Here is a 15577-nt window from a genome sequence, read left to right as displayed (position 1 = left end):
GCACATTGATGACATCGCTGGCCCGTCTCGCCACTACTGCGCTGCTGCTTGCCGCTGCGGTGTCCGCCCACGCTGCACCGCTCGATGGTGCACGCCAGCTGATCGTGGTCACCAGCGAGAACTGGGACAGTACCCAAGGGCAGCTGCAGGCCTATGTGCGCGATGGCAAGGGCTGGCATGCGCACGGGCAGGGCTTCCCGGTCGCGCTGGGCCGTACCGGCAGCGCGTGGGGCCTGGGCCTGCACCCGGCGCAGGCGGACGGACCGCAGAAGCAGGAAGGCGATGGCCGCAGCCCGGCCGGCGTGTTCGCGCTGGGCAGTGCGTTCGGCTATGCCATCACCCGCCCTGGCACCGCGATGGCCTACCAGCCCATGCTCGAAAGCAGCTACTGCATGGATGTGCCCGGTTCACCGTTCTACAACCGCATCGTCGATGCGAAGAAGGTCGGCAGCGCCGCGGTCAAGGGCTCCACCGAGCCGATGCGGCTGGACCTGCACAACAAGGGCGATGTGCGCTACCAGGAAGGCTTCGTGATCGCGCACAACCCGGACAACCAGCCCGGCAAGGGCAGCTGCATCTTCGCCCACCTGTGGCGCGCGCCCGGTGAGGCCACGGCGGGCTGCACCGCCATGCCGCAGGCCCGCATGAACGCGCTGCTGGACTGGCTGCGACCCCAGGACACCCCGCGCTTCGTGCTGCTGCCGCGCGCCGAGTACCGGCGCCTGCAGGCACAGTGGCAGCTGCCCGCGCTTGAAGGAGCCGCGCCATGAGCACGCCAGACGAACCGCAGCTGCAGCGCGCGGTCAGCCGCTGGCAGATCGTCGGCCTGTCGATCAACGATGTGATCGGCAGCGGCATCTACCTGCTGCCGGCCGCCACGGTCGCGCTGCTCGGGCCGTTCAGCCTGTGGGGCGTGGTCGCCGCCGGCATCGTCGTGGCGCTGCTGGTGCTGTGCTACGCGCAGGCCGCCAGCTACTTCGATGAGCCCGGTGGCAGTTACCTGTATGCCCGTGAAGCGTTCGGCCGCTTCGCCGGATTCGAGATCGGCTGGATGATATGGCTGACCCGCATCAGCTCGGCCGCCGCGCTCAGCAACGCGCTGGCCGATGCGGTGGCGCGGTTCTGGCCGTGGGCCGGTGCCGGCCTGGGCCGCATCGCAATCATCGTGGTCTCGCTCGGCTTCCTGACCGGGGTCAACATCATCGGCGTGCGCTCGGCCGCCCGCACCGGCATCGTGCTGGTGATCGGCAAGCTGCTGCCGCTGCTGCTGTTCGTGGCCATCGGCGCGTTCTACATCGACCCGCAGCTGGCCTTCTCCGGCCAGCGTCCCGATCCGCATGACCTGCAGCGCATGGGCGAGGCGGCGCTGCTGTTGCTGTACGCCTATGCCGGGTTCGAGAACATCCCCGCGGCGGCCGGCGAGTACCGCAATCCGCGCCGCGACATTCCGTTCGCGCTGATCACCATGATCGTGACCGTCACCGTCATCTACGCCGCCGTGCAGATCGTCGCGCAGGGCACGCTGGCGGGCCTGGCCACGTCGGCAACACCGCTGGCCGATGCCGCCGCCGGCTTCGGCGGCGAGGCGCTGGCACTGATCCTCACCGTGGGCGCGACCATCTCGATCCTGGGCACCAACAGCAACACGATGATGATGGGACCGCGCTTCCTGTTCGCCCTGGCCCGCGATGGCTACGGCCCGAAGGTGCTGGCCCAGGTGCACCCGCGCTTCCGCACGCCGGCCGCGGCGATCTTCTGCCAGGGTCTGATCGCATTGGCGCTGGCACTGTCCGGTTCGTTCGTGCAGCTGGCCCTGCTGTCGATGACCACGCGCCTGTTCGCCTACATCGGCACCGCGGCGGCCGTGCTGGTACTGGCCAAGCGCTACGCCGACCGCCCCGGTGCATTGAAGCTGCCGGGTGGACCGTTGATCCCGGTGCTGGCGCTGCTGCTGTGCGTGGCCCTGTTCGCCAGCGCCAGCTGGCAGAACATTGCCGCCGCGCTGGTCGCCTTCGCCATCGGTGCGGTGATCTACAGACTGCCGCGCAAACCGGAACCGTAACCTGCTCGACGCTACAGACCCGGCCTTCACGCAACCGGCCCGGACCGTTAACCGCCGCGCAGGCACGATCAGGGTTCGTCCACCACGGAACCCGACCGATGCCCGACTACCAGATCCCCGGCCGCGTGCCGGAAGACGGCACGCCCCGCCAGACCGTATCGGACTACTGGCGGGATCGCTACACAAGCGAGCCCTACTACGACAACCAGCTGTTCTTCGATGACTACGAGCCGGCCTACCAGATCGGCCACAGCGCACGCGCGCAGGACATGATCCGCGCGTACGAGGAGATCGAGGGCGAACTGGAATCACGCTGGTCCAGCGAACGTGGCAAGAGCCGGCTGGAATGGGCGCAGGCCCGCGCGGCAGTGCGCCGTGGCTGGGACGAGGCGGTCAACCTTGACCCGCGGCTGGACAAGGGCGTGCCCCGCGGTACCTGACAGTGCGGCCACCCGGTAGCGCCGGGCAGGGCCCGGCGCTACCGCCGCCTCACTCCTGTTCCGGCAGCGGCGGCACGACCGCGCTGCGCGTGCCGTCCGTCCCCGCAGCGGCAATCAGGTCACGGGTGTTTTTCTGCACCGCCACCGCACCGAACAGCGACAGTGCGAATGCCATGCCATAGAAGCCCTTCTCGCTCAGCAGCAGGGTGGCGTTCCACAGGCCGACCAGCAGCAGCAACAGTGCCGACAGCAGCGCGAACCAGCACAGTGCGTAGTACAGACCGCTCACCGGGATGGCTTCCACCCGGTCGCGCACGCTCTTCTGCAGCGACACCGCCGCGAACAGGCCGAACAACAGCAGGGTCAGGTAGTAGCCCTTCTCGTTCAGGGCCATTTCGGCATTGAACAGCCCGATCAGGTACGCCACCGCGCCGAGCAGCAGGGCGACCCAGGAAGCGGCGATGAAGGCGGGTGATGGGCGATGGATGGCGGGAGGGGTCATTGCAGTTCCTTGGCAGACAAGCGGGCAGGCTTTGCCCGGGCGTGAACACCCTAGACCATCCGTGCCAGGGCGCACAGGGGTGGCAGGACCTTCGGGCCACGACCGTCACCGGTCCGGTGGTATACAAGGGAGAGCCCGGCCATCCGCATCCCCACGCTGGAGATACCCATGACCCGCACGCCCCTGTTGCTCGCCCTCGGCCTGTTGCCGATCCTTGCCACCACCGCCTGCAGTGCCGCCGGCCCCGATGCTGGCGGGCAGAAGGTCGCCGCGGCCCCTGCAGCCAGCGCCGGGCAGCGGCCCTTCACCGCCACCGAGGTCAGCCGTTTCGACCAGCCGTGGGCGATGACCTTCCTGCCCGATGGCAGCCTGCTGGTGACCGAGAAGCGCGGCAAGCTGCAGCACCTGGACCTGGCCAGCGGCCAGAAGCATGAAATCACCGGCGTCCCCAAGGTCGCCTACGGCGGCCAGGGGGGCTTCGGCGATGTGATCCTGCATCCCGACTTCGCCCGCAACAACGTGGTCTACCTCAGCTACGCCGAGGAAGGCACCCTGGATACGCGCGGCGCTGCGGTCGCCCGCGCCACGCTGGCGCTGGACGCCACGGGCGCTGGCCAGCTGAAGGACCTGAAGGTGATCTGGCGGCAGACACCGAAGGTGAGCGGCGAGGGCCACTACGGCCACCGCCTCGCCTTCGGCCCGGATGGCAAGCTGTGGATCAGCTCCAGCGAACGGCAGAAGTTCGATCCGGCGCAGGACATGAGCGGCAACCTCGGCAAGATCATCCGCCTCAACGACGATGGCAGCCTGCCGGCCGACAATCCGTTCGCCTCGCAGGGGGGTGTTGCCGCGCAGGTCTGGTCGCTGGGCCACCGCAATGTGCTGGGCATTGCCTTCGACGCCAACGGCAGGCTGTGGGCACAGGAAATGGGCCCGGCCGGCGGCGACGAGCTGAACCTGATCGTGCGCGGTGCCAACTATGGCTACCCGATCGTCTCCAACGGCGACCACTACGACGGGCGCCCGATTCCCGACCATGACACCCGCCCGGAATTCGAAGCGCCGAAGGTGACCTGGAACCCGGTGATCTCGCCGGCCGGCCTGATGTTCTACAGCGGCACGCTGTTCCCGCAGTGGAAGGGCAGCGCGTTCATCGGTGGGTTGTCGTCCACCTCGCTGGTTCGCGTGACCTTCGACGGCGACAGCGCCCGCGAAGCCGAGCGCTTCAACATGGGCGAACGCATCCGCGAGGTGGAACAGGGGCCGGACGGCGCGCTGTGGCTTCTGGAAGACGGCAGCAAGGCACGGCTGCTGAAGCTGACGCCAGCCAAGGCCTGATGCCCACACGGAACGGCCCCGCATGCGGGGCCGTTTGCGTTCACTGGATGGTGATGACCTTCACTTCGGTGCGCGTGCAGGCCTTGTCCAGGCACTGACCGTTCAACCAGACCTGGCCATCGCCGATCATCACGCCCTGCTGGTTGACGAACACCGCGTTGAAGTCCTGTGCGGACACCGCCTTGACCACCGCCGGGGTGATGATCTTTTCGTAATTGCGCTGGAACTCGCCCGGTCCGGTGATCTTCCTGCCACCGGCGATGTTCAGCGGGAAGCGCACTTCCTCGACCACCGCTGCGCGGTCACCGCCGACCACGGCGGCCTTGAACGCGTTGAAGACCTTTTCGTACTGTGCCGAATCCCCCAGCACGGCGTCGATGCGCGCGTGTACATCGCCCCCTGCGCCGGTCTCGGCAGTGGCAGCGGGGCCAGCTGGCGCCGCAGCTGCCGCCGCATCGGCGGCCTGCGGTGCGGCGGCGGCATCCGGCGTCGCGCTGGCCGCCGCTTCGGCCGGGGTGGCACCGGTCATCGGCGGCGGCGCATCGGCAGCAGGCTCGGCCGGCGGTGCCGGCTGCGAACAGGCGGCCAGCAGCAGGGCCGGAATCAGGAAAGCCATCTTGCGCATGCGCGAACTCCATCGGATCAAGGCCCCGATGGTAGCGCCGGGCCCTGCCCGGCGTGTTTGCCAGGGGTGAGGACGCCGGGCACGGCCCGGCGCCATCCCCCTAGGCTCAGGCCTTCAGCAGCTCGAACTGCACGGCCTCACCCAGCGCCGACGAGGCACACACCCACAGGTCGAACTGTCCCGGTTCGGCACGCAGCACGCCATCGCGGCCGGTGAACGCCAGCTGCTCACGGGTCAGGGTGAACACCACCTCGGCCGACTCGCCCGGCTGCAGGGCGACCTTGCGGAAGTCCTTCAGCTCACGCACCGGGCGCACGCGGCTGGCCACGCGGTCGTGGATGTACAGCTGCACCACTTCCTCGCCGGCCACGGCACCGCTGTTGGTCAGCGTGGTGGTGATGGTCAGGCTGTCGTCCCAGCCGAGCTGCGGATGGCTCAGCTGCGGCACGCCATAGGCGAAGGTGGTGTAGCCGATGCCGTGGCCGAACGGGTACAGCGGCTCGTTGGGAATCTCGCGCCAGCGGGCCTTGAACTCCGACATGGTCGGCAGTTCCGGGCGGCCGGTGCGCGGGTGGTTGTAGAAATACGGCTGCTGGCCGGACACCTGCGGGAAGCTGACCGGCAGGCGGCCGGACGGGCTGTAATCGCCGAACAGCACATCGGCGACGGCATGGCCGGTCTGCGTACCGAGGTACCAGGTGACCGCCACGGCGTGCGCATTGCGCACCGCGCCCTGCAGCGCCAACGCGCGGCCGTTGCGCAGCAGCACCACCAGCGGCTTGCCGGTCATCGCCACGGCTTCGGCCAGCGCCTGCTGGGCCGGCGGCAGGGTGATCTCCACGCGCGACTGTGCTTCGCCGCTGTAGCGCTGCGGCTCGCCCAGCGCCAGCACCACCACGTCGGCGCGCAGCGCGGCGGCCACGGCCGCTTCGGTTCCACCGGGGATCGCGGCTTCCAACTCGCAGCCCGGCACGATCTCCAGCAGCGTGTCATCACCGATGGCGGCGCGCACGCCGGTTTCCAGGTCCACGTAGCGCTGCTTGTCGCCGAACAGCGTCCAGCAGCCTTCGATGTTCTCGCGGTCCTGCACGAACGGGCCGATCAGCGCGATCTTCTGCCCGCGCTTCTGCAGCGGCAGCACGTTGTCGCGGTTGTTCAGCAGCACGATCGAACGGCGGGCGGCATCGCGTGACAGTTGGTCATGGGCGGCGATATGCGAGGTATCGGCTTCGCGCGCCGGGTCCAGCGAACGGTACGGGTCGTCGAACAGGCCGATGGTTTCCTTCAGCCACAGGATGCGGCGCACGCCTTCATCCAGCACGTCCATCGGCACTTCGCCGCTCTCGACCAGGCCCGGCAGGTGCTCGGCATAGAAGCCGCTCTGCATGCTCAGGTCCAGGCCGGCGGTGAACGCCTTGGCGGTGGCATCGCGGTCGTCGGCGGCATAGCCGTGGGCGACCAGCTCCATGTCGGCGGTGTAATCGGAGATCACCACACCCGGGAATTTCCACTCGCCGCGCAGGATGTCGGTCAGCAGCTCGGCGTTGGCGCTGGCCGGCACGCCGTTGATGTCGTTGAACGAGGACATCACGGTGATCGCGCCGGCATCGAAGGCGGCCTTGAACGGCGGCAGGTGCACATCGCGCAGGGTCTGCGGCGAGATGTCCACCATGTTGTACTCCATGCCCGCCATCACCGCGCCGTAGGCGGCGAAGTGCTTGGGCGTGGCCAGCAGCGAATCGTCGGCGCGCAGGTCATCGCCCTGGAAGCCACGCACGCGGGCAGCGGCGAAGGCACAGCCCAGCACCACGTCCTCGCCGGCCCCCTCGGCACCGCGGCCCCAGCGCTGGTCGCGGGCGATGTCCACCGCCGGCGCATAGGTCCAGTGCAGGCCGGCGGCGGTGGCTTCGATGGCGGTGGCGCGCGCGGTGCGCTCGGCCAGCTCCGGCTCGAAGCTGGCGGCCTCGCCCAGCGGGATCGGGAACACGGTACGCATGCCGTGGATGACATCGGCGGCCAGGATCACCGGGATGCCCAGGCGGCTCTCCTCGGTGGCGACCTGCTGGATGCGCCGGCCCAGTTCGGCGCCGACACCATTGAACAGCGAGCCGACCTTGCCCTCGCGCACCTGCTGCAGCACCTGGTCGGCATTGCGCACGTTGGCTTCCGGGTTCACGTCCGGGGCGAACGGGCGGACCATGTCCGCGAAGACACCCAGCTGGCCGACCTTTTCCTCGACGGTCATCTGGGCAATGAGGGATTCGATGCGATCGGAGGCCACCGGCAGTCCTTGATGAAAACGTTTACAAGCCCGGCATTCTAGCGATCCCGGGCCGTTTGGCGAGAGGTTTCGTCATTCAGTTTCAGCCACCAGCGGGGTCCGTACGGTCCTGCCGGCGGCTTCGCAGCTTACTCCGACCCGGCCAGCTGGCGCTGCCCGGCCATCAACATGGCGTCGCTGGAGGCCTGGAACACGCGCAGGCCGAAGGCCGGCAGGATCGCCAGCAGGTGGTCGAAGATGTCCGACTGCACGGCCTCGTACTCGCCCCAGGCGGTGCTGCGGGTGAAGCAGTACAGCTCCAGCGGCAGGCCCTCGGTGGTCGGCTGCAGCTGCCGCACCAGCAGGGTCATGTCGGTATGGATGCCGGGGTGGCTGCGCAGGTAGCGCTCCACGTAGGCGCGGAAGGTGCCCAGGTTGGTCACCCGGCGGCTGTTGACCTCGGCCACGCCCTGCTCGCGCAGGCGCCCGTTCCACTGGCCCAGCTCCTGCGCCTTCTCCTGCAGGTAGTCGCGCAGCAGCGCGAACTGGCCGAGGAAGGCCAGGTCGCCCTCGTCCAGGAAGCCGACGCTGTGCTGGTCCAGGTACAGCGCGCGCTTGATCCGGCGACCGCCGGCCTCCTGCATGCCGCGCCAGTTCTTGAACGACTCGGTCACCAGCTTCTTGGTCGGGATGGTGGTGATGGTCTTGTCGAAGTTCTGCACGGTGATGGTGTGCAGCGCGATATCGATGACGTCACCATCGGCGTTCTGGCTGGGCATCTCGATCCAGTCACCGATGCGCACGCGGCCATCGCCACTGATCTGCACGCTGGCCACCAGCGACAGGATGGTGTCCTGGAAGATCAGCATCAGCACCGCCGTGGCCGCGCCCAGGCCGGTGACCAGCGGGCCCAGCTTCACGCCCAGCAGGGTGGCGACGATCGACAGGCCGGCAGCGACGAACACCACGATCTTGACCACCTGCAGGTAGCCCTTGATCGGCTTGTTGCGCGCATCCGGCTTGCGTTCGTACAGGCTGTTGGCCGCGTCCAGCGCGTGCGAGAACGCCATCGACACCGTCAGCACGGCCCATACGATGCACAGCTTGATGACGATGTTGACCAGGCTGGGCGGCAGGTCGGGGATGAGGGTGATGCCCGAGGCGATCACCTGGCTGGGCACCACGTTGGACAGGCGCGAAATGACCCGCATCAAGTGGCTGCCACGCCCGGACTCGGCGCCCGGCAGGCGCTGCAGCAGGCGCCGCAGGCCACGCACCAGGATGCGCTTGGTCACCCAGTTGGCCAGGCCCGCTGCGATCAGCAGGGCCGAAATCATCAACGCCAGGTAGGCGCCGGGATAGGGTTCCAGTGTGTTCTGCAGCCGTTCCAGCCACTGTACCGCCACCACCGCATCCACCATCAGCTGTCTCCTTTCTGTTCCAGGGTTGTTCGATGGCCGGCCGGGTCAGTCCCGCGAGCGCTCGATGATCACGCCGACCGCACGCGCGCCGCGCACGGCGCCGGGCTTGCTCAGCTTCAGGCGCAGCCAGCGCACGTCGAACTCCTCCAGCACGATCTGCGCGCAGCGCTCGGCCAGCGTCTCGACCAGGCCGAATTCCGACTCGCGCACGAACTGCTCCAGGCGCTTGCTCACCGCCTTGTAGTTCAGGGTATGGGCAATGTCATCGCTGGCGGCCGGCCGACGGTTGTCGAAGCCCATCTCCAGATCGAACACCAGGTCCTGGCGGATCCGCCGTTCCCAGTCGTAGATGCCGATCAGGGCGTCGATCGTCAGCCCTTCGATGAAAACCTTGTCCATTGCGGTTACCAGCCGAAAACAGGCGGCCATGGTAACGGGACGGCGGTGAGCCTGCCCGGAACGGGCGCTGGGGCACCGGGCTACGCGCGCGCGCCGGCGCACCGGGCGCAGTGCCAGCGGCTCAGACCGCCGGCAGCGTCGCCATGTCCCAGCGCGGGGTCACGTCCACCTTCGGCGGGCTGTGCTGGCCGGCCTGCAGGCGCAGCGCACCGGCGAAGGCGATCATCGCGCCGTTGTCGGTGCACAGGGCCGGCCGCGGGAAACAGGCGCGCCCGCCCAGGCGCTCGGCCATCTGCTGCAGGCGTGCACGCAGGCGCTTGTTGGCCCCCACCCCGCCAGCCACCACGATCACGTTGGTGCCGGCCGCCTCCAGTGCACGCTCGCACTTGATCGACAGGGTCTCGACCACGGCGTCTTCAAACCCGCGCGCGATGTCGGCGCGGGTCTGCTCGCTCTGGTCGCTGTCGCGCCAGGCCATCAGTACCTGGGTCTTCAGGCCCGAAAAACTGAAATCCAGCCCCGGCCGATCGGTCATCGGCCGCGTGAAGCGGTAGACCCCCGGCGTGCCCTGCTCGGCCAGCCGCGCCAGCTGCGGGCCGCCCGGGTACGGCAGGCCCATCATCTTGGCGGTCTTGTCGAAGGCCTCGCCGGCCGCGTCATCCAGGGTTTCGCCCAGCAGCCGGTAACGGCCGATGGCATCGACCGCGACCAGCTGGGTGTGGCCGCCCGATACCAGCAGGGCCACGAACGGGGCCTGCGGCGGATCGTCTTCCATCAACGGGGCCAGCAGATGACCTTCCATGTGATGCACGCCGACCGCCGGGATCTCCAGCGCCCAGGCCAGCGAACGGGCGACACCCGCGCCCACCAGCAACGCGCCGACCAGCCCCGGGCCGGCGGTGTAGGCCACCCCGTCCAGATCGTCGATGCCCAGCCCGGCCTCGGCCAGGGTCTGCCGCACCAGCGGCAGCAGCTTGCGCACATGGTCCCGGCTGGCCAGCTCCGGGACCACCCCGCCGTACTCGGCGTGCAGGGCGATCTGGCTGTAGACCGCATGGGCGCGCAGGGCCGCGCTGCCGGACAGGTCGGTGTCATACACCGCCACGCCGGTCTCGTCACAGGAAGATTCGATGCCAAGGACTCGCATGCCTGCTATTATGACGCCCCTGTCGACCCCTCGGGGACCCGGCAGATCCCCATCGCATGCAATCGACTGCCCCGTATTCAGGGTTCGGCGCTTGCAGTTCGTTTATTCGCCGCTATAATGTGCGGCTCGCCGGGCGTGACCCGGTTCTACTGTGTCCCGGAGATTCCATGCCCAGCGTCAAAGTCCGCGAGAACGAGCCCTTCGAGTTTGCTCTTCGCCGCTTCAAGCGCACTTGCGAAAAGGCCGGTGTGCTGGCCGAAACCCGCAAGCGCGAGTTCTACGAAAAGCCGACCCAGGAGCGCAAGCGCAAGGCCGCCGCTGCTGTGAAGCGTCAGCTGCGCCGCTCGTCGCGCGACGTCACCAAGCGTCAGCGCCTGTACTGATCGGACGCATCTTCATTGCGGTGGGCATGCCCTGCCGCGATGGAGCCGAAGCCGGCACGCGCGAGCGTCGCCGGCTTTTTGCGTTTCCGGGCCCGGGCATCCGCCCCGCCCCACCACCACCACGAGGTTCCTCATGAGCATGAAGCAGCAGCTCACCGACGACATGAAGGCCGCCATGAAGGCGGGCGAGAAGCACAAGCTGGGCGTGATCCGCCTGATCAACGCGGCCATCAAGCAGCGCGAAGTGGACGAGCGCATCGAGCTGGATGACACCGCGGTGATCGCCGTGCTCGACAAGATGGTCAAGCAGCGCAAGGACTCGGTCAGCCAGTACGAAGCGGCCAAGCGCGAAGACCTGGCCGAGATCGAACGTGCCGAGATCGTGGTCATCGAAGCCTACCTGCCGGCCAAGATGGGCGAAGCCGAGATCGTCGCCGCCATCCAGGCTGCCATCGCCGAGACCGGCGCCAGCAGTGCAGCGGACATGGGCAAGCTGATGGGCGCGCTGAAGCCCCGGCTCGCCGGCCAGGCCGACATGGGCCTGGTCTCCAAGCTGGTCAAGCAGCAGCTGTCGTAAGCCGGCGCTGATGCGGTGGTGCCGGGCATCGCCTGGCGCCACCGATGCGTCACCTGCTTCACCGCGCCTTCGACTCCCGGCTGCTACAACGGCAGCATGGTTGAACCCGCGACCCCTGTTCCCGTGAATCTGCGCAAATACGTCCAGCGCCTGCAGGACAGCTTTCCGATGGCTGTCGGCAAGCGCTTCGTCGAAATCGACGTCCTCACCCAGGCCGCCTCGGTCTCGTTCTACGCCCTGCTCTCGATGGCCCCCTTGCTGGTGCTGCTGCTGTGGCTGACCGCTTCCCTGTATCCGCCCGCGCAGCAGGCCCTGGTCGAACAGATCAGCGCCGCCGCCGGCAGCAGCGCGGCCACCGTGGCCGAGACCGTGCTGAAGAACGCCGACAACCAGCCCGACGTGGGTTCGCTGGCCGGGTTGTGGAGCACCCTGCTGCTGTTCATTGGTGCCACCGCCGTGTTCGCGCAGCTGCAGAACGCACTGAACCTGATCTTCCGCACCAGCGGCGAGCGCCTGGACGGGATCAAGGCGTGGCTGCGCAAGCGCGTGTTTTCCTTCGGCGTGGTGCTGGCGCTGGGCTTCCTGCTGATCCTGTCGATGACCGCCACCACCATGCTGCAGGTGGCGTTCGCCCAGCTGCCTTCGGTCCTGCCGGCCATCGGTTATCTCACCAGCCTGCTGCTGTATGCGGTCGGCTTCGCTTTCATGTACCACTACCTGCCGGACCGCCGCGTGGCCTGGCGCCAGGCGTTCATCGGCGGTGTCATCACCTCGGCACTGTTCGCACTGGGCCGCTATGGCATCGGCGTCTACATCGCCACCGTCGCCCCCGGCAGCGCCTACGGTTCGATGGGCGCGCTGGTCATTTCGCTGGTCTGGATCTACTACGCCACCGTGGTGTTTTTCGTCGGCGCGCTGATGACCGCGGTGATCGACGAGCGCCTGCGCGCACGCACCCACCTGGCAGCCGCCGGCATCGATCCTGCGCAGGCCAGCCCGCTGCCCGGCAGGGAGTAGACTAGGTGGACTGATCGTTCCGCCTCGCGTGGCCTGCTGGCCGCGCCCTGCCTCGTTGCCCATGGCCCGTATTCCCGACGCTTTCATCGACGACCTGCTGGCCCGCTCCGACATCGTCGAGGTGGTGGGCAGCCGCGTGCCACTGAAACGCCAGGGCAAGGAGTACGCCGCGCGCTGCCCGTTCCATGATGAACGCTCGGCCTCGTTCACGGTCTCGCCCACCAAGCAGTTCTACCACTGCTTCGGGTGCGGCGCGCACGGTACTGCCATCAGCTTCCTGATGAACTACGACCGTCTCGAGTTCCTCGACGCGGTGGACGAACTGGCCAAGCGTGCCGGCATGGAAGTGCCGCGCAGCGAGAACCCGCGCAGCGCCCAGCAGCAGGACGACAGCCGCGAGCTGTACTCGGCGCTGGATGCGGCCATGAAGTTCTTCCAGAAGAACCTGGAAGGCAGCGACAAGGCCCGCAGCTACCTGGACGGCCGCGGCGTGGACGAGGAGAACCGCGCGCGCTTCCAGATCGGCTATGCACCCGATGGCTACAGCGGCCTGCGCGATGCACTGGGCAAGGACGAGCGGCGGATGAAACTGCTCGACCGCGCCGGCCTGTTCTCCAAGAACGACCGCGGCCACGTCTACGACAAGTTCCGCGACCGGGTGATGTTCCCGATCTTCGACCGGCGTGGCCGGGTGATCGCGTTCGGCGGCCGCGTGTTCGAGAAGGACGACGGCCCCAAGTACCTCAACTCGCCCGAGACCGCGCTGTTCCACAAGGGACGCGAGCTGTACGGGCTGTGGCAGGTGCGCCAGGCCAACCAGAAGATCGAGCGGCTGATCGTGGTCGAGGGCTACATGGACGTGGTCTCGCTGTTCCAGTTCGGCGTCACCCAGGCGGTGGCCACGCTGGGCACGGCGACCACGCCGGATCATGCCGAGCTGCTGTTCCGCAACGCGCCGGACGTGTTCTTCTGCTTCGACGGCGACGCTGCCGGCCGCCGCGCCGGCTGGAAGGCGCTGGAATCGGTGCTGCCACGCATGAAGGATGGCCGCCAGGCCTTCTTCCTGTTCCTGCCCGATGGCGAAGACCCGGACAGCATCGTGCGCAAGGAAGGCGCCGCGGCCTTCGATGAACGCCTGAAGCAGGCCACGCCGCTGTCGCAGTTCTTCTTCGATGAACTGACCCGTGAGATCAACCTCAACACGCTCGACGGCAAGGCCCGCCTGGCCGAGCGTGCCAAGCCGATGCTGGCGCAGATTCCCGACGGTGCCTTCGGCGATCTGATGAAGCAGCAGCTGGCGCAGCTGACCGGGCTCGGCGGCAACGCCCAGGCCGGGCGCGCGCCGATGCCGCAGCGCCCGCCCTCGCGAACGATCCAGCCCGTGGCCAAGCGCAGCCTGGTGCGCGGCGCGATCGCCGTGCTGCTGCAGCAGCCATCGCTGGCGCTGACGCTGGGCGGCAAGCACCACTTCCAGGGCCTGCGCCTGCCGGGCGTGGAACTGCTGCTGGAGCTGCTGGGGCTGGTCGAACAGCGCCCGGACATCAGCACCGGCGCCCTGCTCGAGCACTTCGACGGGCGTGAGGAGCAGGCCGCGCTGCACACGTTGGCCGCGCAGACCATGCCCGGCGACGAAGCGATGTGGACCCAGGAGCTGCACGATGCGGTGGCCCAGCTGGAGAAACAGCTGCTGGTGCAACGCCTGGAGGAGCTGTTGGCAAAGCAGCGGCAGCAGGGCCTGGACGATACTGACAAATACGAACTGCGCGAGCTGCTGAAGGCCCGCGCCACCCTGCGCCTGTAGCGGCGCCACGCTTCCCCGGAGGGACCATGCTGCTGCGCCTGACCTGCCTGCTGTTGTTGTCGCTCTGTCCGATCGTGCCGGCCTGGGCCGAAGGTACCGATCTGCCGGAAGTCCGCCCGGGCCTGTATGCCGGTGGCCAGCCCACGGCGGCCCAGCTGCGCGAGCTGGCCCGCCAGGGGGTGCGTACCGTGATCGATCTGCGCCAGCCCGGCGAGGACCGCGGGTTCGATGAGACCGGCGTGGCCGAGTCGCTGGGCATGCGCTATGTGCGCATTCCCGTCGCAGGCGCCGAAGGGCTGGATGCGGCCAACGTGCGCGCCGTGCATCAGGCGCTGCAGCAGAGCCAGGGACCGGTGCTGCTGCACTGCGCGTCCGGCAACCGCGCCGGTGCCGTGCTCGGCCTGGTCAACGCACGCTACGAACACGCCAGCCCGGAACAGGCGCTGCAGCTGGGCCAGCGTGCCGGCCTGCGGTCATTGGAAACGGCTACGCGCGAGCGCCTGGCGTCGCCCGCCCCCACCCCCTGACTTCCCGCACCAAGGAGCCTGTCCACCATGACCCGCTGGTGGTCGCGCCTGCGACCGGACAATTTCACCCTCGCCCTGCTCGGCACCGTTCTGCTGGCCTCGCTGCTGCCGATGCAGGGCGCCGCGGCGCTCGTGCTCGACGATGTCACCACCATTGCCATCGCAGCACTGTTCTTCCTGCATGGTGCGCGCCTGCCGCGCGAGTCGATCATCGGCGGCATGCTGCACTGGCGGCTGCACCTGACCATCCTGGCCTGCACCTTCATCCTGTTCCCGCTGCTGGGGCTGATGTTCAAGCCACTGTCGGGCTGGCTGCTGACCCCGGAGCTGTACCTGGGCGTGCTGTTCCTGTGCACGCTGCCCTCCACCGTGCAGTCGTCCATCGCGTTCACCTCGATGGCGCGCGGCAACGTGCCGGCTGCGGTGTGCAGCGCGTCGCTGTCGAGCATCCTCGGCGTGTTCCTGACCCCGCTGCTGCTGACCGCACTGGCCGGCACCTCCGGCGGCATCCACGACCCGCTGCATGCCATTGGCGGCATCCTGCTGCAGCTGCTGGTGCCGTTCGTGGCCGGCCACCTGCTGCGGCCGTGGATCGCCGGCTGGGTAGAGAAGCAGCGCGCGCTGCTGCGCTACACCGACCAGGGCACGATCCTGCTGGTGGTGTACTCGGCCTTCGGCGAAGCCGTCACCGAGGGCCTGTGGAGCAAGACACCGCTGCTGTCACTGTTCGCGGTAGCGGTAGTGGCGGCGGTACTGCTGGGCATCGCGATGCCGCTGATCACCTTCCTCGCCCGCCGCCTGCACTTCAACCGCGAAGACGAGATCGCCATCGTGTTCTGCGGCTCGAAGAAGAGCCTGGCCACCGGCGTACCGATCGCCAAGGTGCTGTTCGCCGGTGGCAGCCTCGGCGCCATCGTGCTGCCGGTGATGATCTACCACCAGATCCAGCTGATCGTCTGTGGCGTGATCGCGCAGCGTTATGCGCGGCGCAGCTCCTGATCCCTCGGAACACCGCCGGGCATGGCCCGGCGCTACCACGGCGCCTCCGGTAGCGCCGGGCCATGCCCGGCGGCTTCAG

General features: G+C 68.3%; 16 protein-coding genes. 10 read left to right on the top strand and 6 right to left on the bottom strand.

The features are described 5' to 3' along the window. Nucleotides 1-8: 8 nt before the first annotated feature. The 3 genes from Q5Z10_RS01970 (at nt 9) to Q5Z10_RS01960 (ending at nt 2502) form a co-directional block, all read left to right on the top strand. Nucleotides 9-770, top strand: a complete 762-nt coding sequence (locus Q5Z10_RS01970; RefSeq protein ID WP_303637675.1) for a L,D-transpeptidase family protein — start codon at nt 9-11, stop codon at nt 768-770. Next, nucleotides 767-2062, top strand: coding sequence for an APC family permease (locus Q5Z10_RS01965; protein WP_303637674.1), 1296 nt, complete (start codon nt 767-769; stop codon nt 2060-2062). The genes Q5Z10_RS01970 and Q5Z10_RS01965 overlap by 4 nt, the downstream gene beginning before the upstream one ends. 98 nt (nt 2063-2160) lie before the next feature. Next, nucleotides 2161-2502, top strand: coding sequence for a hypothetical protein (locus tag Q5Z10_RS01960; RefSeq protein WP_303637673.1), 342 nt, complete (start codon nt 2161-2163; stop codon nt 2500-2502). 49 nt (nt 2503-2551) lie between these two features. On the opposite strand, the gene yiaA is transcribed toward Q5Z10_RS01960, so the two are convergent. Continuing rightward, nucleotides 2552-3004 carry an inner membrane protein YiaA gene (gene yiaA / locus Q5Z10_RS01955; protein ID WP_303637672.1) on the bottom strand — a complete coding sequence of 151 codons (453 nt, stop codon included), beginning with the start codon at nt 3002-3004 and terminating at the stop codon, nt 2552-2554. 168 nt (nt 3005-3172) lie between these two features. Here yiaA and Q5Z10_RS01950 point away from each other — a divergent pair, with 168 nt between their 5' ends. After that, a complete protein-coding gene (locus tag Q5Z10_RS01950) occupies nt 3173-4342 on the top strand; it encodes a PQQ-dependent sugar dehydrogenase (RefSeq protein ID WP_303637671.1) in 1170 nt (389 codons plus the stop codon). 40 nt (nt 4343-4382) lie between these two features. Here Q5Z10_RS01950 and Q5Z10_RS01945 read toward each other — a convergent pair whose 3' ends face one another. From Q5Z10_RS01945 to tsaD, 5 genes are all read right to left on the bottom strand, one after another. Beyond that, complete coding sequence (locus tag Q5Z10_RS01945; RefSeq protein WP_303637670.1) at nt 4383-4967, bottom strand: hypothetical protein; 585 nt, start codon at nt 4965-4967, stop codon at nt 4383-4385. A gap of 106 nt (nt 4968-5073) precedes the next feature. Next, nucleotides 5074-7248 carry a glycoside hydrolase family 3 N-terminal domain-containing protein gene (locus Q5Z10_RS01940; protein ID WP_303637669.1) on the bottom strand — a complete coding sequence of 725 codons (2175 nt, stop codon included), beginning with the start codon at nt 7246-7248 and terminating at the stop codon, nt 5074-5076. A 128-nt stretch (nt 7249-7376) separates the two neighbouring features. Beyond that, nucleotides 7377-8648 (bottom strand): mechanosensitive ion channel family protein, encoded by a 1272-nt coding sequence (locus tag Q5Z10_RS01935; protein WP_303637668.1) that lies wholly within the window; start codon nt 8646-8648, stop codon nt 7377-7379. A 45-nt stretch (nt 8649-8693) separates the two neighbouring features. Further along, the gene (folB, locus tag Q5Z10_RS01930; RefSeq protein WP_303637667.1) at nt 8694-9047 is read right to left on the bottom strand and encodes a dihydroneopterin aldolase; all 354 of its coding nucleotides are present in this window, start codon (nt 9045-9047) and stop codon (nt 8694-8696) included. A 121-nt stretch (nt 9048-9168) separates the two neighbouring features. After that, nucleotides 9169-10194 (bottom strand): tRNA (adenosine(37)-N6)-threonylcarbamoyltransferase complex transferase subunit TsaD, encoded by a 1026-nt coding sequence (gene tsaD, locus Q5Z10_RS01925; protein WP_303637666.1) that lies wholly within the window; start codon nt 10192-10194, stop codon nt 9169-9171. 167 nt (nt 10195-10361) lie between these two features. Here tsaD and rpsU point away from each other — a divergent pair, with 167 nt between their 5' ends. The 6 genes from rpsU (at nt 10362) to Q5Z10_RS01895 (ending at nt 15498) form a co-directional block, all read left to right on the top strand. Further along, nucleotides 10362-10577: a 30S ribosomal protein S21 gene (rpsU, locus tag Q5Z10_RS01920; RefSeq protein WP_002808376.1), complete on the top strand. Its 216-nt coding sequence runs from the start codon at nt 10362-10364 to the stop codon at nt 10575-10577. Between the two features lie 133 nt (nt 10578-10710). Further along, nucleotides 10711-11154: a GatB/YqeY domain-containing protein gene (locus tag Q5Z10_RS01915; protein ID WP_303637665.1), complete on the top strand. Its 444-nt coding sequence runs from the start codon at nt 10711-10713 to the stop codon at nt 11152-11154. A gap of 96 nt (nt 11155-11250) precedes the next feature. Continuing rightward, a complete protein-coding gene (locus Q5Z10_RS01910; RefSeq protein ID WP_303637664.1) occupies nt 11251-12171 on the top strand; it encodes a YihY/virulence factor BrkB family protein in 921 nt (306 codons plus the stop codon). A gap of 61 nt (nt 12172-12232) precedes the next feature. After that, nucleotides 12233-13972: a DNA primase gene (dnaG, locus tag Q5Z10_RS01905; RefSeq protein ID WP_303637663.1), complete on the top strand. Its 1740-nt coding sequence runs from the start codon at nt 12233-12235 to the stop codon at nt 13970-13972. 26 nt (nt 13973-13998) lie between these two features. Continuing rightward, nucleotides 13999-14499 carry a protein tyrosine phosphatase family protein gene (locus Q5Z10_RS01900; protein WP_303637662.1) on the top strand — a complete coding sequence of 167 codons (501 nt, stop codon included), beginning with the start codon at nt 13999-14001 and terminating at the stop codon, nt 14497-14499. A gap of 27 nt (nt 14500-14526) precedes the next feature. Beyond that, a complete protein-coding gene (locus Q5Z10_RS01895; RefSeq protein ID WP_303637661.1) occupies nt 14527-15498 on the top strand; it encodes a bile acid:sodium symporter family protein in 972 nt (323 codons plus the stop codon). Nucleotides 15499-15577: the final 79 nt, after the last annotated feature.

Source organism: Stenotrophomonas sp. 704A1, from assembly GCF_030549525.1.
GTDB lineage: Bacteria > Pseudomonadota > Gammaproteobacteria > Xanthomonadales > Xanthomonadaceae > Stenotrophomonas > Stenotrophomonas tuberculopleuritidis.
This window is presented reverse-complemented; position numbering and strand designations above follow the sequence as displayed.